The organism is Chryseobacterium sp. KMC2, assembly GCF_016756935.1.
Taxonomy (GTDB): domain Bacteria; phylum Bacteroidota; class Bacteroidia; order Flavobacteriales; family Weeksellaceae; genus Chryseobacterium; species Chryseobacterium rhizosphaerae.
This window is the reverse complement of the sequence record NZ_JAESIT010000002.1, coordinates 334,151-355,930: the sequence shown is the minus strand read 5'-3', so window position 1 is coordinate 355,930 and position 21,780 is coordinate 334,151. Positions and strand designations below refer to the sequence as shown.

Below are 21,780 nucleotides of genomic sequence, written 5' to 3'. Positions count from 1 at the left end.
TTATTGTATTAAATTTTTATCGTCCTTTCTTTGGTGTCTACCCATACTGTACAACAATTAATTCTCTTGTTCTCCTCATCATACCCCTATAGGGTTTGCAGAACCCTTCAACTGCTTTACGTCCTTATAAATTCTGTCAATTTCAATATTACACTTTTTAAGCTGTACTCTCAAGGTTTTATTGGTAATTAATAACTTACAATCGTATAATAAGAGCTGTCCTAAGCTGTAGTATTTTCTTTTAAAAAAGCATTAGTGTTTTTTACTTTACAGGAAACAAGAGCTATTATCAGAGACATAACAAGAAAAATTCTTATCATATCAGTTGTTATATAAAGCTATGTATTTCTCCGCAGATTTTTCCCATGAAAAGTCAAAATTCATATTGGCATGAATAAGTTCCTTCATAACGCCTTTTTGGTTATAGATTCCCATCGCCCTATTCATCGCATGCACGATATCATCTACTCCGGGATAGGTAAAATTCAGTCCTGCTCCGCCGGTAGAAATATCTTCCACTGTATCTCTGAGTCCTCCGGTATACCTTACGACAGGAACTGTTCCATATCTCATAGAATACATTTGGTTCAGTCCGCAGGGCTCTACACGTGACGGCATAAGTAAAAAATCTGCTGATGCATAGATCTTATGGGAAAGATGTTCTTTATATCCCAGATCCAAAGCAAAATTGGTATAAGTATATTCGTACTCTTTCAGTTTATTTTCAATATAGGTGTTTCCGGATCCAAGAATCATAATATTTAAGGCTCCATAGCTCTGTTTAATGCTTTTCCAAACAACATCCGGCAGCAAATCTGCTCCTTTTTCCGTAGCAAATCTACCAATGAAGGCAAACAAAGGCAGCTCAGGCTTTAAGCCATATTCCTTACACAGTTTTTCTTTGCTTTTTTTCTTTTGGGCAACTGCATTTTTGATATTAAAATTAAAATCCAGCATAGGATCCGTTTCAGGATTCCAGACTTCGGTATCAATACCGTTAATAATACCATATGCTTTACCAAATTCCTGACGCACCAGGCTTTCCAGTCCACGGAAGCTGATAAACAGCTCTTCCAGATACCCTTCAGAAACTGTAGTAAAAGCCGTAGAACATTTAATCATACTGGCCAGAGGATTAATCAGTCCGTTCCAATCCATCAGCCCCCATTTATAAGCATCAAAAGAAGGTATATAATTGGCCATACTCCATCTCATCATACCCTGATATTCTCCGTTATGAATCGTTCCTATGGTCTTTACTCCCTGCAAGAACTGAAATTCCGGACAGTGTTCAATCATAAAAGGAACCAGTCCGGTGTGGTAATCATGGCAGTGCAGAACATCCGGACGGATCTTCATTGCACACATCCAATGCAATATCCCCTGCTGGAAGGCAAGAAACTGAAAACTCTCATCCTGATATCCATAAGGATTTTCTCTATCCAATAGCCCTGGAATCTTCACCATATACAGCTCAAATCCCAACACATTGGTCTTCTCTTTCATAATCTGAACCTGAAGCATATTTTCCCCCTGATGAATAAATCCGTCAAAAACAATATCAAATTCATGATCATAGACAAAAGATTTATTATACCACGGCATTACAACCTTAGCTTCTACTCCTTTTATTTTGTTCTGATATTTCGGCAGTGCCCCGACTACATCCGCCAGACCTCCTACTTTCGCTACAGGATAGCATTCTGTACTTAAATGATAAACAACCATTTTTATCTTTTATGTTTAATTCTATGTAATTTATACTTTTTATCTTTTTTCTGCCTAAGGATAATTCCGGCCAACGGAGGAAGTTTTACCGTTAATGATTCCGGGTACCCCATCCATTCCTCATGTTTCTGATCCAGAATTTCGGCATCTACTCCGCTGCCGCTATATTTCTCATCGTCGGAGTTGAAAACAACTTCCCAATGCGTTGCTGTATGAATTCCTATTTTGTAATCCAATATCTGTGGAGCAAGATTTAAAATAACCATACAAACATCATCTCTTCTCTTTCCTTTCCTCAGATATACATATACCGAATTTTCAAGATCATCAGCTTCCACCCATTCAAAACCGCTTTTATCAAACTGGCTTTCGTACAAGGCCGATTCTGTGGTGTATAAATGATTCAGCTCTTTTACAAGCCTCTGTAATCCTTTATGAACTGGATATTCCAGTAAATGCCAATCCAGACTTTGGGTAAAATTCCATTCACTGGTCTGTCCGAATTCATCTCCCATAAAAAGCAGTTTTGCTCCCGGATGGGTAAACATATAGACATACAAGGTACGAAGATTCGCAAACTTCTGCCACTCATCTCCCCTCATTTTATATATCAGACTGGCCTTACCATGCACTACTTCATCATGTGACAACGGCATCATATAATTTTCATTATACATATACATGGAAGCAAAGGTGAGCTTATGGTGATGGAATTTCCTGTTGACAAAATCTTCCTTGAAGTAATCCAGTGTATCATGCATCCACCCCATCATCCACTTCATTCCAAATCCTACACCACCATCATGAACAGGCTTAGTAAGCATAGGAAAATCTGAACTTTCCTCAGCTATGGTCATGATCTGGTCTCCAAATTCTTTATAAACAGCTGTATTGAACTCCTGAAGAAAGGCTTTTGCTTCAAGATTAACATTACCCCCATATATGTTTGGCTCCCATTCTCCTTCATTTCTGGAATAATCCAGATGAAGCATTGAAGTTACCGCATCTACACGCAATCCGTCAGCATGATAACGGTCCAGCCAGAACATAGCATTGGAAATAAGGAAAGATTTAACCTCATTTCTTCCGTAATTAAAAATATAGGACTTCCAGTCGGGATGAAAACCTTTTCTCGGATCTTCATGCTCATACAGATATGATCCATCAAAACGGTGAAGCCCGTTAGCATCCCCCGGAAAATGTGAGGGTACCCAATCCATGATAATCCCAATTCCATTTTGATGAAGCTCATCAATAAGATACATCAGGTCCTGTGGAGAACCAAAACGGGAAGTTGCAGCATAGAAACCGGTAATCTGATATCCCCAACTCGGATCGTACGGATACTCCATAACCGGCATAAACTCTACATGGGTAAAGCCCATTTCCAGGACGTAAGGAACAAGCTTTTTTGCAATATCCCGGTAGTTTAAAAACCGGTCAGGATATTTTTCATCCCTCAACCATGATCCCAGGTGTATCTCGTAAACGGATAAGGGAGCTTTCAGGCTGTTGTTTTGCCAGCGGCTTTCCATCCATTCCTGATCATTCCATTCATACCAGGTAGTAGAGATCTGTGAAGCGGCCTGTTTATTCTGTTCCCAGCTTAATGCATAAGGGTCACTTTTTTCTAAAATTTCACCTCTTGCTGTTTCAACAGCATATTTATAAAGAGTTCCCCAGGATAATGCTTCAATAAAACCTTCCCATATCCCTGAGCCATCCCATCGTGGATACAGAATATGATCTTTATGGTTCCAGTTATTAAAGTTTCCTATTACAGAAACCTTTTTAGCATTGGGAGCCCAGACCGAAAAATAAATTCCTTTCACTCCATCTTTTTCCGCAGCATGTGACCCAAACTTACTATACAGCTTATAATGCCTACCTTCTTTGAAAAGATACACATCATGATCAGTAAAAAGTGTATAGGTTTTAACAGAATTCATCAAGGTCCGATTGTATTTAATATTTTCTTTGAAACTACGAAAAATACCGACAACAGCGGTTAATTATTAATCAAATTATTGTCAATCTAAGATTCTTCATTCGCACATCTATCAAATATATCACTTTTCTATTCATTTTTTTATGAATTTAAAACAATCTTTTTTATAAATTTAGAAACTAAATAATTATCAATTAAACACATATGATCAGATTAGAACTTTACATCGAAGAAAAAGATGACAGACCGGTATTTGTTACAGGAAACTTCAATAAATGGAATCCTAAGGACTACAACTACCAGCTTAAGCAGGTGGATCCTCATAATTACTTTATAGAACTTGATTCCTCTTCTCTTCCTGATGAAATTGAATACAAATTCACAAAGGGAGGATGGGAAAATGTAGAGCTTGATAAATATGGAAATATCTCACCTAACCGTAAGGTAAAAAAAACAGCGGGAAAAACATCTGACATTGTAGAAAAATGGAGATTTAACTGGGGCCCTTTCAAAGAAGAATTTTTTCCTATAGCAGAAGTGATTTCTGAAGAATTCTATATTCCTCAGCTTGACCGTTACCGTAAGATCTGGGCTTTACTGCCTTTCGATTACCATACTACCAACAAAAACTACCCGGTCCTGTATCTTCAGGATGCACAGAACCTCTTCAATGAAGGAAGTGGATTCGGAAATTGGGAAATTGACAAAAAACTATCTATCCTTGCTGAATATGGGCGGGGTGACGTTATTATCATTGCTATAGAACATGGAAGTGAAGACAGGATTAAAGAATATATTTTTGACAATGATAATATTGCCAACGGCTCTGAAGGCAAAAAATATATCCGCTTTATCACGGATACTTTAAAACCTTTTGTAGACGAAAATTACCGCACAAAAAAAGACAGGGATAACACCGGCATCGGTGGCAGTTCACTGGGAGCTCTTATCAGTATTTACAGTGGGTTTCTTTATCCCGAAGTCTATTCTAAACTGCTGATCTTCTCTCCTTCTCTTTGGGTAGAGCCTAATAATAACTTTCCTATGATGAATTTCAGGGTTCCGTTTAAAACAAAAATATATTTGTACGGCGGTGGTCAGGAAGGCTCCAAAATGGTAAAAAGAATCCATATTTTTGAAGAATATTTAAAAAGGTGGGAAAAAAAGAATCTTTTCGATTTTGAATTCAGAACGAATATTAACCCTGAAGGTACCCACAATGAATTTTACTGGTCGCAGGAGTTCCCCAGAGCTATTGAATGGCTGTTCTATGACAATACTGAGAACCCTGTAGAGGTAAAACCTCAGCAACAAAGCATTAAAAATTAAGTTTATGAAATTAATCCATAAAAAAAATAAGAATTACACCCAGGTTTTTCAACTGTTTACAGAAGAGGAATGGGCAAAATCCAATACCAATTTCAATAAAAATATAAGCACCTTTTTTACCGGAAAGAAATACGAAACTTTTATCCATACGGATGAGAAAACCATTACTTATTTCATAGGATTGGGTAAAGCCTCTCTTCAGGATTTTGAAGTACAGCAGGTAGGAAATACATTTTCTCAGGCACAAAAAGAAAGACTATTAGCTGTTCCCACCTTAGTAGTGGCAGATTTCATAAATAAGAAACAATGTGAGGAATTTGTAAAAGGATTGCTAATAGGCACCTACAATTATCCCTTTGAAAAAACACATACATTCTGGGCCCCGGCATTCGAACTTCACTTTGAAAATATAAGCCAAAAAACATTAGATCACATTGGCCAAAAAGCAGAGGCATTAAGCAACGGGCAGACCGCCTGTCAGGAATGGCTGAATAAACCTGCCAATCTGAAAAAGCCTGATATTTTCAGTGCATATCTTAAAAACCTAGCCAAAAAACAAGGGTTAAAATACACTGTTTTTAATAGAAAAAAGTGTGAGGAATTAGGCTTGGGAGCTTATCTGGCAGTCAATCAGGGAAGTGCTTATGATGCAGCTTTCACTATTTTAGAATATAAGTCTACCGTTAAAAATGCTAAAACCATCGGTTTAGTAGGAAAATGTGTATTGTTTGATACAGGAGGTATTTCCATCAAGGGTTCCGCCAATTTACACTATATGAAATCGGATATGGGCGGTGCTACGGCCGTTTTGGGTACACTGATCTATGCTGCAGAAATGAAGCTTCCCGTCAATATCATAGCCGTTCTTCCAATCACTGATAATGCTGTTTCTGAAAAAGCTTTACTTCCAAGTGATGTAGTGACTGCATACAACGGAAAAACAATTGAAGTTATCGATACTGATGCAGAAGGAAGAATGATCCTTGCGGATGGACTTTCCTATCTGGCCAGGAATTATAAAACTGATTGTATGATTGATCTGGCAACGCTCACGGGAAGTTCCGTAAGGATGTTCGGGGATACCTGTGGTGCTTTATTTTCCAATAATGAAGACCTGAAAAATCTTTTAATAAAGACAGGAGATCATACCAATCAAAGGCTGTGGAATCTTCCACTTTGGGACATCTGGAAAGACGACATTCAGTCTGATGTAGCAGACCTGAAAAACATCTCTCTGAAGCCGATCGGGGACTGTATTATTGCCGCGAAATTCTTAGAGCAATTCACTGAGGGCCACCCTAATTGGGCTCATTTAGATATCGCCGGAGTAGCCTTTGGAAATGTGAAATATGCTAAGGAAAAAGCAGCTACCGGATTTGGGGTTCAATTGTTGGCTGATTTAATCGAAAATTATCATTAAAAATTAGTTTTTTTAAAAAAAACTCTGTATACTTGAGTAGAGGTTTCTCAAAAGTTCAGCATATTTCAATTTTTGATATTAATCAAACAACAAAGAATTGCTTTTATTTTTGATAATTCACTAAACTTAAAAAAACATTATATGGAGGAGAAAACTATTGTATGTATTTCGTGCTATTACAAGGGTTACGATTTCATGGACGAAATGAAAGCGCTCGGTAATAAAATAATCTTAGTTACATCAGAAAATCTTAAAGAAAAAAACTGGCCCTGGCATGCTATTGAGGAAACCTTCTATATGCCGGAATTAAAACCCTCAGTATGGAATCTTGAGCATTTAATACAGGGGTTTTCACACCTGATGAAAACGCGAAAAGTAGATGCTGTAGTAGCTCTTGACGATTATGACGTGGAAAAGGCGGCCCTGATCAGGGAAACATTTCGTATTCCGGGAATGGGACAGACCACCCACCGTTATTTCAGGGATAAACTGGCTATGAGGCAGAAAGCGAAAGATTCGGGAATCAGTGTTCCTGAGTTTACCGCGGTCTTCAATGATGATGAGGTAAATAGCTTTGTAGAAAGAGTTCCTGCTCCATGGGTATTAAAACCACGATCAGAAGCTTCTGCATCGGGAATTAAAAAGATCACCTCCCAGGAACAGCTTCATGAAGCTTTAGACCTTCTCGGAGAAGAGCGTCATCTTTTTCTACTGGAAAGTTTTAAACCCGGAGATGTTTATCATGTGGACAGCCTCACTTTTAATAAAGAAATTGTATTTACCTCGGCATCAAAATATCTGGCTCCTCCTATGCAGGTTTCTCATGAAGGAGGGGTATTCAGGTCTAAAACCTTAGGAAGATATTCAGAAGAATTTAAAGCTCTTGAGGAGATCAATGCCAGAGTTCTCTCTAATTTCGGTCTGCTCAATGGGGCAACCCATACGGAGTTTATCAGAGGAAAAGAGGACAAAAAATGGTATTTTCTGGAAACCTCTTCCAGAGTGGGTGGAGCACACATTCCTGATTTGGTGGAAGCATCAAGCAATATCAATATCTGGAGAGAATGGGCCAAAATTGAGGATGCTCTTTTAAGGGATAAATCCTATACCATTTCTCCTCCTACAGGATATTATTCGGGGTTAATCATTGCTTTGATTAAAGATAAGGAACCCAACTACAGTAATTTTGAATGTGAAGAAGTCGTGAAGTTTCTCCCCATAGATCATCACGTCGGAATTGTATACAAATCCAATGATTCTGCAATCATACAGGAAAGATTGGACAGTGCTGCCGATAAGATCCAGGCCGAAATGCTCAATATTTTACCTCCAAAAGTAAGAAGCTGAGCAATTAAAACATAATCATTAAAGAAAATTTATCAATGCCTCATATAGAACATACGGAGTATTATTCAAATATACTGGGAATAAGCCTTAAAGTGGAAGTAACCGGACATTACGGACATCCTATCATTATGTTTCCAACATCTCAGGGCCAATATACCCAGAACCATGACTTTCATCTCAATGGAAGTATCAACTGGTTTGTAGAACAGGGAAAAGTAAAATTGTATAATATCCAGACCATCGACAGCTGGAGCTTTTATGATGAAAATATTTCTCCACAGCAGAGAATAAGAAATTATGAACGCTATGTACAGTTCCTCATTAAAGAATTTGTTCCCTACATTCAGAAACTCCATAAAACCCATCGGGTAGCAGTAGCCGGAGCAAGTTTCGGAGGCTACCACGCCGCTAATTTTGCTTTTAGATTTCCTGATGTGGTATCTCATCTTTTCTGTCTTTCGGGAGCTTTCAGCATAAGAAATTTTATGGATGGATATTCTGATGATTTAGTGTATTTCAACTGCCCTAGGGAGTTTATAAGAAATGATGAGACCTGGAAGTATAAACATATGCATATTGTCCTCAGCACTTCCGATCAGGATATCTGCAAAGACAAGAATATTGAAATGGCAGAAATCCTAAGGGTAAAAGGCATAGACTTCTGGTATGACGAAAGAAAATGGATAGGACACGACTGGCCGTTATGGAGAATGGTCTTTCCTACATTTATAAGTGCTTATTTCTCTTAAATAATGATTTATAAACCACAAAGCCTTAACCTCCCTGAAAATCACAATTAAAGACGTGATACTCAACTCCTCCGGAGAAGGGTCAAATCAAAGATTAATGGGTGGGGCTTTAGGCATGATACAATAGAAAAAATATACACCAATTTTAAAAAAACAAAAATTATGACAAAAAAAGTAGGAATTCTATTCGGCATGGAAGATACATTCCCTTGGGCATTCATAGACAAGGTAAATGAACTGGGTGCCGGAGAGATCGTAGCTGAGCCTGTAACCATTGATAAACTGGAGCAAGGTGCAGATTATGGGTATGCAGTGATTATCGACAGAATTTCACAAGATGTTCCTTTTTACAGAGCTTACCTGAAAAATGCCGCACTTAACGGGACGTACGTAATCAACAATCCGTTCTGGTGGAGTGCTGATGAAAAATTTTTCAACAATGCCCTGATGATCAAATTGGGAATCCCCCTTCCAAAGACTGTTTTACTGCCTTCCCATGAAAGACCTTCCAATACATCGGAAACCTCATTCAGAAACCTTAAGTTTCCTCATGACTGGGAGTATATTTTTAACTATGTTGGTTTCCCTGCCTATATGAAACCTCACGATGGTGGCGGCTGGAAAAATGTATACAGAGTTGAAAACCCTGATGATCTTTGGAATAAGCTGGGAGAAACAGAGCAGCTGGTGATGATGGTTCAGGAGGAAATCATTTTCGACGACTATTACAGAGTATATTGTTTGGGAAGAAAATATGTTCATATCATGCCTTATGAACCCAGAAATGCACCCCATTTGAGATATGCTACCACTCATCAGACTGAGGGCGAAGAGCTGAAAAAATTACTAAAAACCATTCATGATTATACCATCAAAATGAATGAAGCACTAGGGTATGATTTCAACACAGTAGAGTTTGCAGTAAAAGACGGTATTCCTTATGCTATTGATTTCTGTAATCCGGCTCCGGATGCAGACAGAAATTCTGTAGGAGAAGAAAACTTTGCCTGGATTATAGAACATGCTGCAAAACTGGCCGTAGAAAAAGCTAAAGAATATGTTCCGGGAAAACCTAATATTACCTGGGGAACCTTTGTGAAGGATTCAATCAAATAACGTTGAAAAAGAAATAAAAAAACACAATAAAATGCATCAATTTACTATTGGAATCGAAGAAGAATATCAGATCATTGATGTTGAAAGCAGGGATCTTATTTCGCACGTTTCAAAAATCATTGAAGGGGGCAAAGCGGTTTTAAGTGAAAACTTAAAGCACGAAATGCACGAATCTATGATTGAAATGGAGACAGGAATTTGTCAGAATATCCAGGAAGCAAGGGCCGAACTGACGAATCTAAGAAGACATCTTATTAATACCGCTCATGAACAGGGATTGCGGGTATCCGGAGGAGGGACACATCCTTTCTCCCATTGGTCAGAAAATACCATCACTCAGGGCGAGAGGTACATCAAAATTGTTGATGACATGGGAGATGTTGCCCGTGAAAACCTTATTTTCGGTCTACATGTACATATTGGAATTCCCAACCGTGAAGAGGGAGTAAGAATACAGAATGTCATGCGGTACTTCCTTCCCCATGTGTATGCTCTTTCTACCAACTCTCCATTCTGGATTGGACGAAATACAGGTTTTAAATCTTACAGACAGGAAATTTTTGTCAAATTTCCAAGAACGGGTATTCCCAGTTATTTTAATTCTTTGGCCGAGTTCGACAGCTATGTAGATCTTCTGATTAAAACCGGAACCATCGATAATGCCAAGAAAATATGGTGGGACTTAAGAGTTCACCCATTCTACCCTACCATAGAATTCAGAATCTGTGACATGCCGTTAAGGATTGACGAAACAGTCTGCCTTGCTGCCATTATGCAGTGTCTGGTTGCTAAGATTTACAAACTCCATCAACTGAATCTAAGTTTCCGAAGTTATAGAAGGCTGCTTTTGAATGAAAATAAATGGAGGGCTTCCAAGAGCGGTATTGAAGCACATCTGATCGATTTTGGAAAAGAAGAATCTGTTCCGTATCCTCATCTTTTAAAAGAACTTTTAGAGTTTATTGATGATGTAGTAGATGATTTAGGATGCAGAAATGAAGTTGAATATGCCTGGACTATTCTGGAAAACGGAACCGGTGCAGACAGACAACTTCAAATATTCAAGGAAACAGGCGATCTGACGAAAGTGGTAGATTATATGATCTCAGAAACAGAATATGGCATCACACACGGTCAGCCTGCTTCATAATATTTTTGGTAACTTTACAAAAAATATGATGTAATGAAAGATATTCGAATTGCTCTGCTGGATATGAATAACAACCATGTCAATCAAGGCTTTAGAAATATAAAAGAAATTTCTGAAACGTTCCAACAGAATTCTGAAGAAAATGTAGTCATAAAGACATTTGATGTAAGGTTTAAAGATGAAATGCCGGAAATTGGAGATTTTGACATCTTCATTTCTTCAGGCGGTCCCGGTAACCCACACAGAGAAGGTCTTGAATGGGAAAACAGATTTGCTCAATTTTTAGACGCTGTTTTTGAGCATAATCAGGATAACGAGGATAAAAAATACCTGTTCCTGATCTGTCATTCATTTCAGCTGGCAAGTATTCATTGGAACCTGGGCAATATCTGTAAAAGAAAATCCTATTCTTTCGGAGTCATGCCTGTTCATAAAACAAAAGAAGGTAAAGAGGAATTTTTATTCAAAAATCTTCAAGATCCTTTTTATGCAGTAGACTCCAGAGCCTACCAGTTTATTGAACCGGATCATGAACGTTTTGAAAAATTGGGTATGAAAATCGTTGCTATAGAAAAGTCACGTCCCCATATCAATTTAGAAAGAGCTATAATGGCTGTTCGCTTTTCAGATGAAATATTCGGAACCCAGTTTCACCCTGAAGCCAGTCCTGAAGCTTTGATAGAAAATCTGAAAGATGATAAAAACAGAGAAGCCATGATCGAAAACTTCGGAATGGAAAAATATCTTGAAACAATGGATAGAATAGATGATGAAGACAAAATCATCTTAACCAGAAACCAGATCCTTCCAAGGTTTCTTCAGTTTGCAAAAAAAAATATTTTGAATAAGACTGAATCTTTGGCTTAAAAGAATAAACAACATGAATGTGACCTCACATGAGTCGTTAAACCATACATAAATCGGGCATACATGCTCGATTTTTTAACATCACAAAAGAAAAAATATGATCCCAAAATACAGAAAACAGTTTAATCAGGAATTTTCAGAAGAAAAATACCGGAAGCTCAAAGATATTTTAAAAGAAAAAGGCGGTGTAGAGCCGGGTTTCAGGATTTCAGAAAGCCCAATTATTCTTTCCAAAGAATTTGAAACCCAGCTTATTAATGCCAGTGAAAGCATCATCAGCCAGATCAATGCACTTCCTGCAGAAACTCTGAGAAAAGCTATTCCTGAAAACTGCAGAGTTCCTAATGATACCGACAGACCTCATTTTTTCACCATAGATTTTGGAGTCTGCAGAAGTGAAAATGGAGAAATAGAACCTCAGCTTATTGAGCTGCAGGCATTTCCTTCACTTTATGCTTTTCAGAAAACTTTTGAGGATGCATTTTGTGAAGTCTACCCTTTTCTTTCGGAGATCAGAAACCCAATGCCTCACGAAACCTTTAAAAGTCTCCTGAAGGAACTGATCGTAGGTAATGAAAACCCTGAAAATGTAATCCTATTGGAAATTTTTCCCGAAAAGCAAAAAACGGCCATAGATTTTGCTCTGACAGAGAAATTACTGGGAATAAAAACTGTTTGCCTTACAAAAGTAAAGAAAGTAGGCAAAAAGCTGTATTATGAAAATAATGGAAAACTGACAGAAATTAAAAGGATCTACAATCGTGTTATTTTTGATGAACTGGACAGAATTCCTAATCTTAATACAGAATTTGATTTCCGTGAAGAAGTGGATGTAAAATGGATCACACATCCCAACTGGTTCTTTAAAATATCAAAGTACCTTCTTCCACTGCTACAACATCAGTTTGTTCCTAAAAGCTATTTTTTACATGAGTTTCCTCAACATGAAAATCTTGAAGATTTTGTATTGAAGCCTTTATTTTCATTTGCAGGAAGTGGGGTGAATCTGAATCCCACGAAAGAGATTACCGAGGCTATTGAGGATAAAGAAAACTATATTCTACAGAGAAAAGTAAGCTATGAACCTATTTTTGAAGATATCAACGGTGAGTTTTCAAAAGCAGAGATCCGGTTACTGTATATTTGGAGAGAAAATGATGAACGCCCTATTCTTCTGGAAAATCTGGGGAGAATGACCAAAGCAGCAATGGTGAATGTAGACTTCAACAAAAAAGATGCTATTTGGATTGGGAGTTCCAATGCTTTTTTTGGGTAGGACTCATCCTTATTTTTCATCAACTTCAGTACTCCAACTTAGAACCACTCAATGAATATAAAAACCTTTGAAGATCTCATGCTACAGTCCCTTGGCTTGGTCTGTTCAGCGATTGAAGAAGATCCGGAATGCAAAGAATATTCGGGCTTTAATTTTATGGCCAATCATTTGAAAATAAAATTTCGTGTTTCCAAAATAACACCTACCAAAACTGGGCAGTTTGTAACCCTCTGGAAAAGAAATGAAAAGGGAGAAACCACTCCTTTTGAGCTGAATGACAATTTTGATTTTTATCTGATTGCTAGTTTTAAAGACTCTTTTTCGGGAATATTTATTTTTCCAAAAAAGAGTCTGTCAGAAAAAGGAATCCTATCTGAAGGAAAAAAACTTGGCAAACGGGGAATCAGGGTATATCCTGCTTGGGATGTTACAGAAAGTCAACAGGCAAAAAAAACTCAGGCTTGGCAGACTGCTTACTTTATGGAGCTTTCTAGTGATAAAATGAAAATGCTTCAGCAGGCTAAGCTCTTGTTGAATATTGAATGTACCCTTAGTGTAGGATAGGTCATTTCTGGAGTTGAAAACAGAAAGAAAAATTACATTGAAATGTACACTACTAAAAGGTTTTTCGGAAATAGCATTGGTGAAAATTTAAAATCAGAGATCCGTTTGTTGTATATTTGGCGGGAAAATTATGGGCTAAACCCCAATTAACAGATATTTAAAAACTAATATACAATGGAGGAAAGATCAACTTTTGAAGAGTTTGACACAAAGAACACTTTTATATCCAGAAGAAGTTTATTACCTGTATGGATTAAAATCTTTTTATGGTTCTTTTTAATAGGAGGCGTAGTCGCTGCCATTATATTGCTGGCAGGCTTTTTTATGAACCATGCGACTCTGTCTTTATATGGGATTAACGCCAACCATCCCTATTCAATGACCGGACTTTTGATTTGCTTATTATTAATCTATAAAGGTATTGTTGCTTACGGACTTTGGTTTGAGCAGAAATGGGCGCCGCAGGCTGCCATCATTGATGCAATTGCAGGTATTGCTATTTGTTCTATCATGATGTTTATTATTCCGTTTACCATACCAAATATTAGTTTTACACTTAGACTGGAGCTTATTCCTTTGTATTTCTATCTTGTAAAAATGCAACAGATCAGGAAAACCTGGGAAAATCTATAAACAAAAAGCCTTCGAAAAAAATTCGAAGGCTTTTTTTATTTTGAATAACTATTAAGTTTATTTAAAAACAAAATTCTATTTAAAAGCTATTATTATCTTCCAGCAACTCTCTTGCCTGGTATTCCTGTACAAGATCAATAGCGTTAGAAATCACATCGCTTAAGGCCGTAATAAACGTTCCTTCCTCAGCCATTCCCATAGCGTGCTTCAATGCTTCAATTTCCTTAGGAATAATCTCATAACTTACGTCTTTACCGGCTTCATTAATACCGTCTATAATAAGTCCGTTAATCTCTTCTTCCGTTCTTCCACGAAGGTGTTTTTCATTACGGATAATAATATAATCGAACATTCTTCCGGCAATCTTTCCACATTCCCTAATATCACTGTCCCGTCTGTCTCCAACCCCGGAAATAATTCCTATTTTCTTGGTAGATTCAACATTTTTCAGATAATCCTCAATAGCTTCATAGCCTGAAGGGTTATGGGCAAAGTCAATCAGGACTTTAAAGTTTTTGAATTTAAAAACATTCAATCGTCCCGGAGTAAGCTGTGCACTCGGAATAAATGTTCTTAAAGAATTTGAAATATCTTCAATTCCAAAACCGTGAAGATAACTCGCCAAACTGGCAGCCAATACATTTTCAATCATGAATCTGGCTTTTCCTTCCATCGTAATAGGAAAGTCTTTCGCTTTTCCAATTCTGATCTTCCAGTCACCTTTTTTGATCGTTACAAAGCCTTCTTCATATACACAGGTAATTCTTCCTTCCTTCGCAAACTTAACGATATGAGGATTGTTCTCATTCATACTGAAAATAGCCACATTACAGTCCAGATCATTGACAATCTTCATGGAATATTCGTTATCAGCATTAAGAACGCTCCAGCCACTTTTTTTCACACTGTCCAGAACGACTCTTTTTACTTTGGTAAGATCTCTTAAATTATGAACATCATTCATTCCTAAGTGGTCTTCCTCGATATTGGTTAACACTCCTATATCACATTGTGAAAAACCTAGCCCGGAACGCAGGATACCTCCTCTCGCAGTTTCAAGAACAGCAAATTCTACGGTAGGATCTTTCAAAATAAATTCTGCAGAAAGCGGCCCTGTAGTATCTCCTTTCGAAAGCATGGTATTCTGAATATAAATACCGTCCGAAGTAGTGAAACCTACCCTATGGCCATTGCTTTTAACAATATGTGATATAAGTCTGGTTGTTGTTGTCTTTCCATTGGTTCCCGTTACAGCAATAATCGGAATTGTAAAAGGTTTCCCCTGAGGATAAAGCATATCTACTACAGGAGCAGCTACATTTCTTGGCAATCCCTCACTTGGCGCCAAATGCATTCTGAACCCGGGAGCTGCATTTACTTCTATAATTGCACCACCACTCTCCTTTAAAGGCTGGGTAAGATTCTCCGCCATAATATCAATACCACAGACATCTAAGCCTATGATTTTAGAAATCCTTTCAGCCATTGTGATATTTTCCGGATGCACCATATCGGTAACATCTATTGAAGTTCCTCCTGTTGAAAGATTTGCCGTTGATTTCAGATATACTACTTCTCCTCTTTGAGGTATGGTTTCAAGGGTATACTGAAGCTTTTCAAGCAATTCCAAAGTATCTTTATCTACTTCTATTTCAGTAAGGACGTTTTCATGGCCATATCCTCTTCTTGGATCTTTATTTTCTTTTTCAATAAGCTCATGAATATTCAGCTCACCATCTCCCACCACATGAGCAGGAACTCTTCTTGCGGCCGCAACCATTTTATTATCAATAACCAGCACCCTGAAATCATAGCCTGTAATATATTTTTCAACAATTACTTTTTTGGAGTATTTCTGAGCATGCTCCAGTCCTATTTTAGCAGATTCCCAATCGTTTACATTAATTGATGATCCTTTTCCGTGATTTCCATCCAGCGGTTTCAAAACAATAGGATAGCCAATTTTTTTGATCACAGCATGTAAATCTTCTTCATCTATCACAAGATCTCCGATAGGAACAGGAATAGCAGCATCATGAAGCATTCTCTTGGTGAGCTCTTTATTACATGCGATATCTACAGCAATGGAACTTGTTTTCCCTGTAATAGTCGCCTGAAATCTCTGTTGGTTTACTCCATAGCCCAGCTGAACCAAAGAATTGGTTCCCAGTCTGATCCACGGAATTTTTCGGGAAGCTGCTTCCTCAACAATACTCCCGGTCGAAGGACCTAGGCGAACACGCTCTCTGATCTCTTTCAGTTTATGAATACAGGCATTCATATCATATTCTTTCCCTTCTATTAAGGCCAAAGCAATTTTTACCGCTTCTTCAGCCGCATAAATTCCTGCATTTTCCTCAATATAGTTGAAAACCACATTATATACTCCCGGAGTTTTGGTTTCACGGGTCCTTCCGAAGCCAACATCCATCCCGGCCAGCGTTTGGATCTCCAAAGCAATATGCTCTATGACATGCCCCATCCAGGTTCCCGTTTCCACCCTATGGAAAAAACCTCCTTCCACTCCTTCTGAGCATCTGTGAGTCATCAACGATGGGATTAATTTTTCAATCCTTTCCCTGAATCCATCTATTTTATTGGTCGGATAATTCTCCATTTCTTCAAGGTCTAATCTCATCTGTATCAGTTTCTTCCTTCTGATACTCCAGATATTAGGACCACGCAGTGCCTGAATCTTTTCGATTTTCATAGTCTATTGGCATTTTAACAGTTAACAATAACTCCTTTTATAGCCAAAGATAATGTAAAACCCTAAACGAAACTATAGCAGATTTAAAGATTTATTAAAAAAAAATTAATTTTCATTAACATTTCTAAAACATTAAAAATCAACTAAAGATGGCACGAATTTCGCCAAATAATGTTAATTATTTTTTAATTTTGTACCATGACGAAACCTGTTGGAAAATTAATAGTTATCGGAGGAGCTGTAAACAAAGGTAGTTTTGCAGAAACCGATTATGATCAGAACATCGAGAAGAACCTTAATTTTTTTGAGCGAGGAATTTTAAGAAAGATTATTAATGAATCAAAACTGAAGGAAGATTCTGTTATTGAAGTAGTAACAACCGCTTCTCAAATCCCTCAGATCGTAGGAACAGAATATAAAAAAGCATTCGAATTTCTAGGTGCCAAAAACGTCAATATTCTGGATATCCATAACCGTGAAGAAGCGAATTCTGATGCTATGGTGGCAAGAGCCAATGCTGCAGATGTAATGATGTTTACCGGTGGAGATCAATTGAGACTTACTTCTATTCTTGGAGGAACAAGATTTCACGATACTATTTTATTAAAATATCAGGAACAGGATTTTATTTATTCCGGAACTTCTGCCGGGGCAGCCGCTGCTTCTGAAAATATGATCTATCAGGGAAGCAGTTCTGAAGCTCTGTTAAAAGGAGAAATTAAAACAACACAAGGATTAGGTCTTATTGACAATGTCATTATTGATACCCATTTTGTACAGCGAGGCAGAATAGGCCGTCTTTTCCAGGCTGTGGTTAATAACCCTAGAACATTAGGAATTGGATTAGGTGAAGATACAGGACTTTTCATCCATAATGATGTAATGACTGCTGTAGGCTCAGGTCTTGTCATTTTAGTCGATGGCAGATTCATCAAAGACACCAATCTTACGAATATCAACCTTGGAGAACCTATTTCTATTGATAATTTAACGGTACATGTAATGTCTATGAACGACCATTATGATCTTACCACAAAAGCACTGACTATTGAAAATTCTCAGTTTAACCCGATCCCACAGGATAAATAATCTAAAAAAATTATTCAAAAGTAATTCCTATTTTAGTTAAAAAATAAAACTAAATGGTAGAAGAAAAAATTGAAAAATTTATAGATCTCCTTTTGGAGAGTTATGATGTTGCCAATAAACAGGAAATCATTTCAAACTGTTCTTTTTCCTATACAAACCCGGCTCAGTATATAGCAGATAATGAAGCGGAATGGGTAATTGAAAGTGATGAAGATGGTGCTTTTGAGTTTTCAGTTACTAACGAACTGTTTTCTTTTCTGATCCGTGGTGACAAAATAGACGAAGTACACGAGCTCATTGATGAAAGTCTTAACAATATAATCGGAGATTTTCCAATGGGAGTAAAATATGTATCAGATTATTTTGCATGGCTGCAGCCCAGGCTTGATCAGGAAAATCCTCCACTGGAAATTATTGAGCTGGCAGACAGCTATTCTGATGAGCTGCAACTCATGATTGTAGAAAAACATAATGTAGAAAATATTTCAAAGCTTTGTCAGGAATTAAAGGTCCATTTTAAAAGAACTACAGTACCTTATTAATCTTTTCCGGACAAATAATAATTTAAAAACTAAACTTTATTTATGAAGCTCATTATCCACGGTGGTTTTTTCTCTGAAAGCGATCAAAGCCATGAAGTAAAGACCGCAAAACAGGAATCTTTAAAAGAAATAACTCAAAAAGCATTTGAATACCTTCAGGCTCATTCGGCTTTTGATACAGTAGCATATGCAGTTTCTCTTCTGGAGGATGATCCTTTATATAATGCGGGAATTGGGTCACAGATTCAGAGTGATGGTGTTATTCGTATGAGTGCAGCCATTATGAACGGGGATACTCAGAGACTAAGTGGTGTAATCAACCTTCAGAATGTAAAAAATCCCATATTGGTTGCCAAAGATCTGATTGGAGAAGATGACCGTGTATTGGGAGGAAAAGGAGCAAAAATCTATGCTACTGAGCATGGTTTTGAAGACTTTTCTACGGAAATCCCACAAAGAAGGAAAGAATATGAAGCCAAACTCAGTAATGGAGGAAAAGGAACGGTAGGCTGTGTAGCCATCGATAAGGACGGAAAATTAGCCGTTGCTACTTCCACTGGCGGAAAAGGGTTTGAGATTCCGGGAAGAATTTCAGATTCTGCCACAGTGGCCGGAAATTATGCCAATTCATTCTGTGCAGTAAGCTGTACAGGAGTGGGAGAAGATATTGTAAGTAATGCCACTGCCACAAAAATTGTAACAAGGGTTACTGACGGTATGAGCCTTGAAACAGCCTTTCAAAAAACCTTTGACGAGCTTAAAACAATTGATGGGTTTGCGGGAGCCATTGCCATAGATAAAAACGGCAATATCTATCATCAGGATTCCTATCCTACAATGGTTTTTGCAAGTTTCGATGGGGAATACTTTGAAACCTTCTCTTAATTTTAACATTTTTTTATCATTGTATTTATTTTTTTGGCACGTATTTTACATACTTATTAATAACAAATTTTAATATTAATACTTTAAAAATAGAAATCATGGGAAACAAAACAAAAGGCATATTAGCGTTATTAGGATTAGGAGCTTTAGCTTATTGGAAATATAAAAATTCAACTCCTGAAGATCAACAAGCTGTAAAAGATAAAATCAATACAGCAAAAGATAATCTTAACAAATGGGGAAATGACCTTAAGAGTAAAGCCAATGATGTTGCTTCCCAGGTTCAGAATAAAGTTGATGAAGCCAAAACAAAAGCTGAAGATTCTTTAAGCTAAGAAAATAGAAAGTAGTTTTTTAACATTCATATATAGAAAAAGCCATCGTAATCATTACGGTGGCTTTTTTGATTTCACAGTCTATATATTCATAATTTTTCAACTTTAAAACCTTACCGGATCTTTCAGTTTACCAATGAAACCGCTTATTTTTTATTTCCGGTAAATGCGTATACCAACGGTATTTTGTTTCCAAATTGAGGAATTCTCCATTTTCCTTTTTCAAATTCTTCTACATGCCTGAAACATGGATATGGTGACCAGTCAAATTCCTGAAATATCTTCAGTTCTATATCTTTTTTAATCAAATTATCAAGAACTTCTGCCAGAGAATGATTCCACATGACATATTCCTGTACGATAGGTGCTGACTGATCAGCATAAGTACCTTCATACGTTTCTACAATTGGTTTTTCATTGAAATAATTGTAGGCTACTTTTGTAAAGTCATCATCAAACATCCAAACCACAGGATGAAACTCTGCCATAATAAACTGACCGCCGGGTTTCAGAAAATGACTGATTACCCCAGCCCATTTTTCCAGATCAGGAAGCCATCCTATAGTACCATAACTTGTATAAACGATATCAAATTTCTGATCCAAAACTTCCGGTAAATGGTAGACATCTGAACAGATAAATTCAGTATCGGTTTCACATTTCTGAGCTAAGTCTCTTCCGGCTTCAATTGCTTTATCTGATAAATCGATTCCTGTCACTTTTGCACCCATTCTTGAAAGCGAAATAGAATCCTGTCCAAAATGACACTGCAAGTGCAAAATACTCTTTCCTTGTATATCTCCAAGAAGCTCCAGCTCTATTGAATTGAGTGAGCTTCTGCCATTTAAAAATTCATCTACAAAATAAAAATCCGACTTCAAATGCGGTTCTACCTTGGCATTCCATGAGTTTTTATTGATTTCTAAGTAATTTTCCATGATTATAATATCATTCTTAAAAATAGTATTTAATGATAAAGCTTTTTCTCCACAACCGAAGTATGAGGCATAAGCTTCTTTATTTTTGTAATATTTTCCGGGGATAAATTATTTCCCCAAATCGTTAAAACCTCTAATTTTTTCAGTTTATCAATTCCAGGCGGAATACTTTTTAGTTGGTTGTCATTAAGTTGTAAAGTCACTAAGCTTTCCAATTTATAAATTTCTAATAATGATTGCTCTGAAAGTTTACAACTTTCCAGATTTAAAGATCTTATTTTTTTTAATTTCTCTATTCCTGAAGGAATTAATGTCATATCATTCCGGCTCAAATCTATTTCTTCTAAATTAGGCAGCTCATATAATTCTTTTGGAAAAATGGTAAACCGGTTATCCATTAATAAAATATATTTCAAATTTTGAAGTTTTGAAAGGGAGGAAGGAAGGCTTTCCAACAAATTATTTGACAAATCAACCTGTTTAAGGTTTTGAAGATTTCCTATTTCAGCAGGTAACTTTTTTAGCCTATTTGATGGAAGATTTAATTGTTCAAGTTTGTTGAGTTTACCTATTGAAACCGGCACAACCAACTCTTTAAACACCTGACTATCACTAGTAATAGCTCCTCCAAAAAATAGTCTTTTTGATATTGTTAACTGCTTTAAGTTAACCAGTTTTCCAATTTCACCCGGAAGGTTATCCAATTGATAGCTCTGAAAATTTAAAAATTCCAGATTTGGTATTTTTAAAATTTCAGGCTGAATTTCAGTAAATTTATTAGAATTAATAGATAAATACTTTAAATTTCTGAGGTTAGAAAATTCTTTAGGTAATCTAACTGCATCTCCACCTTTTAAGGAAAATGATTCTAATTCTTTCAGATTTCCTATCTTCCCAGAAATTTTAGTGAAATTACCTCCACAGTCTACCGAAAGCCTCTTAACATTCCAGACAAAAATTTTATCCGGAATTTCATTAATATCAAATAGTTCTATATTATCTGAAGGTTTCAACTCTTCTATTTGTTGTGCCGGTGAAGCTGGCGGTGGCATCATCTGCGCTTTTGCCTCTAGAAAAAATAGGGTAAGAAGCAGTATATATTTTTTTTTCATTAGTAAAATTTCTAAGTACTTTTATTTTAAATACATTTACAA

19 protein-coding genes are annotated in these 21,780 nt (G+C 36.9%); 14 read left to right on the top strand and 5 right to left on the bottom strand.

What is annotated here, in order from left to right; all coding sequences use genetic code 11:
• Positions 1-321: 321 nt before the first annotated feature.
• Positions 322-1,728: a glycogen synthase gene (locus tag JML65_RS04100; RefSeq protein WP_202269997.1), complete on the bottom strand. Its 1,407-nt coding sequence runs from the start codon at positions 1,726-1,728 to the stop codon at positions 322-324.
• 2 nt (positions 1,729-1,730) lie between these two features.
• Complete coding sequence (gene glgB, locus JML65_RS04095) at positions 1,731-3,677, bottom strand: 1,4-alpha-glucan branching protein GlgB (protein ID WP_202269996.1); 1,947 nt, start codon at positions 3,675-3,677, stop codon at positions 1,731-1,733.
• A 206-nt stretch (positions 3,678-3,883) separates the two neighbouring features.
• Between glgB and JML65_RS04090 the strand changes: the two genes are divergently transcribed.
• The 10 genes from JML65_RS04090 to JML65_RS04045 all read left to right on the top strand — a co-directional run bounded on the left by JML65_RS04090 (position 3,884) and on the right by JML65_RS04045 (position 14,127).
• Positions 3,884-5,005, top strand: a complete 1,122-nt coding sequence (locus JML65_RS04090; RefSeq protein ID WP_084084881.1) for an alpha/beta hydrolase — start codon at positions 3,884-3,886, stop codon at positions 5,003-5,005.
• Between the two features lie 4 nt (positions 5,006-5,009).
• Complete coding sequence (locus JML65_RS04085; protein WP_202269995.1) at positions 5,010-6,425, top strand: leucyl aminopeptidase family protein; 1,416 nt, start codon at positions 5,010-5,012, stop codon at positions 6,423-6,425.
• 141 nt (positions 6,426-6,566) lie between these two features.
• Positions 6,567-7,772 carry an acetyl-CoA carboxylase biotin carboxylase subunit family protein gene (locus JML65_RS04080; RefSeq protein WP_202269994.1) on the top strand — a complete coding sequence of 402 codons (1,206 nt, stop codon included), beginning with the start codon at positions 6,567-6,569 and terminating at the stop codon, positions 7,770-7,772.
• Between the two features lie 35 nt (positions 7,773-7,807).
• A complete protein-coding gene (locus tag JML65_RS04075; protein WP_202269993.1) occupies positions 7,808-8,521 on the top strand; it encodes an alpha/beta hydrolase-fold protein in 714 nt (237 codons plus the stop codon).
• A gap of 162 nt (positions 8,522-8,683) precedes the next feature.
• A complete protein-coding gene (locus JML65_RS04070; protein ID WP_202269992.1) occupies positions 8,684-9,637 on the top strand; it encodes a RimK family alpha-L-glutamate ligase in 954 nt (317 codons plus the stop codon).
• A 31-nt stretch (positions 9,638-9,668) separates the two neighbouring features.
• A complete protein-coding gene (locus JML65_RS04065) occupies positions 9,669-10,787 on the top strand; it encodes a carboxylate-amine ligase (RefSeq protein ID WP_047491020.1) in 1,119 nt (372 codons plus the stop codon).
• A gap of 33 nt (positions 10,788-10,820) precedes the next feature.
• Positions 10,821-11,654, top strand: a complete 834-nt coding sequence (locus tag JML65_RS04060) for a type 1 glutamine amidotransferase (protein ID WP_047491022.1) — start codon at positions 10,821-10,823, stop codon at positions 11,652-11,654.
• Between the two features lie 97 nt (positions 11,655-11,751).
• A complete protein-coding gene (locus JML65_RS04055; RefSeq protein WP_202269991.1) occupies positions 11,752-12,930 on the top strand; it encodes a hypothetical protein in 1,179 nt (392 codons plus the stop codon).
• 51 nt (positions 12,931-12,981) lie between these two features.
• A complete protein-coding gene (locus JML65_RS04050; protein WP_202269990.1) occupies positions 12,982-13,494 on the top strand; it encodes a MepB family protein in 513 nt (170 codons plus the stop codon).
• 174 nt (positions 13,495-13,668) lie between these two features.
• Entirely contained in the window at positions 13,669-14,127 is a 459-nt protein-coding gene (locus tag JML65_RS04045; RefSeq protein ID WP_084083848.1) for a hypothetical protein, read from the top strand.
• Between the two features lie 79 nt (positions 14,128-14,206).
• Here JML65_RS04045 and cphA read toward each other — a convergent pair whose 3' ends face one another.
• Positions 14,207-16,837, bottom strand: coding sequence for a cyanophycin synthetase (cphA, locus tag JML65_RS04040; RefSeq protein WP_202269989.1), 2,631 nt, complete (start codon positions 16,835-16,837; stop codon positions 14,207-14,209).
• 198 nt (positions 16,838-17,035) lie between these two features.
• On the opposite strand from cphA, the gene JML65_RS04035 reads away from it, so the two are divergent.
• The 4 genes from JML65_RS04035 to JML65_RS04020 all read left to right on the top strand — a co-directional run bounded on the left by JML65_RS04035 (position 17,036) and on the right by JML65_RS04020 (position 19,688).
• Positions 17,036-17,926, top strand: a complete 891-nt coding sequence (locus JML65_RS04035) for a cyanophycinase (protein WP_047491038.1) — start codon at positions 17,036-17,038, stop codon at positions 17,924-17,926.
• Between the two features lie 53 nt (positions 17,927-17,979).
• Positions 17,980-18,468, top strand: a complete 489-nt coding sequence (locus JML65_RS04030) for a hypothetical protein (protein WP_202269988.1) — start codon at positions 17,980-17,982, stop codon at positions 18,466-18,468.
• 42 nt (positions 18,469-18,510) lie between these two features.
• Positions 18,511-19,353, top strand: a complete 843-nt coding sequence (locus tag JML65_RS04025) for an isoaspartyl peptidase/L-asparaginase (protein WP_202269987.1) — start codon at positions 18,511-18,513, stop codon at positions 19,351-19,353.
• A gap of 98 nt (positions 19,354-19,451) precedes the next feature.
• The gene (locus JML65_RS04020) at positions 19,452-19,688 is read left to right on the top strand and encodes a YtxH domain-containing protein (RefSeq protein ID WP_084083843.1); all 237 of its coding nucleotides are present in this window, start codon (positions 19,452-19,454) and stop codon (positions 19,686-19,688) included.
• A 146-nt stretch (positions 19,689-19,834) separates the two neighbouring features.
• On the opposite strand, the gene JML65_RS04015 is transcribed toward JML65_RS04020, so the two are convergent.
• Both JML65_RS04015 and JML65_RS04010 read right to left on the bottom strand, forming a co-directional pair.
• Complete coding sequence (locus JML65_RS04015; RefSeq protein ID WP_202269986.1) at positions 19,835-20,626, bottom strand: class I SAM-dependent methyltransferase; 792 nt, start codon at positions 20,624-20,626, stop codon at positions 19,835-19,837.
• A 29-nt stretch (positions 20,627-20,655) separates the two neighbouring features.
• Positions 20,656-21,738 (bottom strand): leucine-rich repeat domain-containing protein, encoded by a 1,083-nt coding sequence (locus JML65_RS04010; protein WP_202269985.1) that lies wholly within the window; start codon positions 21,736-21,738, stop codon positions 20,656-20,658.
• Between the last annotated feature and the right edge of the window lie 42 nt (positions 21,739-21,780).

What these genes read in the sequence shown, in the direction of transcription:
- glgB (WP_202269996.1), bottom strand. Translation starts at nt 3,677, where the DNA reads ATGAATTCTGTTAAAACCTATACACTTTTTACTGATCATGATGTGTAT.
- JML65_RS04035 (WP_047491038.1), top strand. Translation starts at nt 17,036, where the DNA reads ATGACGAAACCTGTTGGAAAATTAATAGTTATCGGAGGAGCTGTAAAC.
- JML65_RS04025 (WP_202269987.1), top strand. Translation starts at nt 18,511, where the DNA reads ATGAAGCTCATTATCCACGGTGGTTTTTTCTCTGAAAGCGATCAAAGC.
- JML65_RS04060 (WP_047491022.1), top strand. Translation starts at nt 10,821, where the DNA reads ATGAAAGATATTCGAATTGCTCTGCTGGATATGAATAACAACCATGTC.
- JML65_RS04085 (WP_202269995.1), top strand. Translation starts at nt 5,010, where the DNA reads ATGAAATTAATCCATAAAAAAAATAAGAATTACACCCAGGTTTTTCAA.
- JML65_RS04030 (WP_202269988.1), top strand. Translation starts at nt 17,980, where the DNA reads ATGGTAGAAGAAAAAATTGAAAAATTTATAGATCTCCTTTTGGAGAGT.
- JML65_RS04015 (WP_202269986.1), bottom strand. Translation starts at nt 20,626, where the DNA reads ATGGAAAATTACTTAGAAATCAATAAAAACTCATGGAATGCCAAGGTA.
- JML65_RS04045 (WP_084083848.1), top strand. Translation starts at nt 13,669, where the DNA reads ATGGAGGAAAGATCAACTTTTGAAGAGTTTGACACAAAGAACACTTTT.
- JML65_RS04050 (WP_202269990.1), top strand. Translation starts at nt 12,982, where the DNA reads ATGAATATAAAAACCTTTGAAGATCTCATGCTACAGTCCCTTGGCTTG.
- JML65_RS04010 (WP_202269985.1), bottom strand. Translation starts at nt 21,738, where the DNA reads ATGAAAAAAAAATATATACTGCTTCTTACCCTATTTTTTCTAGAGGCA.
- JML65_RS04020 (WP_084083843.1), top strand. Translation starts at nt 19,452, where the DNA reads ATGGGAAACAAAACAAAAGGCATATTAGCGTTATTAGGATTAGGAGCT.
- JML65_RS04070 (WP_202269992.1), top strand. Translation starts at nt 8,684, where the DNA reads ATGACAAAAAAAGTAGGAATTCTATTCGGCATGGAAGATACATTCCCT.
- JML65_RS04080 (WP_202269994.1), top strand. Translation starts at nt 6,567, where the DNA reads ATGGAGGAGAAAACTATTGTATGTATTTCGTGCTATTACAAGGGTTAC.
- JML65_RS04100 (WP_202269997.1), bottom strand. Translation starts at nt 1,728, where the DNA reads ATGGTTGTTTATCATTTAAGTACAGAATGCTATCCTGTAGCGAAAGTA.
- JML65_RS04065 (WP_047491020.1), top strand. Translation starts at nt 9,669, where the DNA reads ATGCATCAATTTACTATTGGAATCGAAGAAGAATATCAGATCATTGAT.
- cphA (WP_202269989.1), bottom strand. Translation starts at nt 16,837, where the DNA reads ATGAAAATCGAAAAGATTCAGGCACTGCGTGGTCCTAATATCTGGAGT.
- JML65_RS04055 (WP_202269991.1), top strand. Translation starts at nt 11,752, where the DNA reads ATGATCCCAAAATACAGAAAACAGTTTAATCAGGAATTTTCAGAAGAA.
- JML65_RS04075 (WP_202269993.1), top strand. Translation starts at nt 7,808, where the DNA reads ATGCCTCATATAGAACATACGGAGTATTATTCAAATATACTGGGAATA.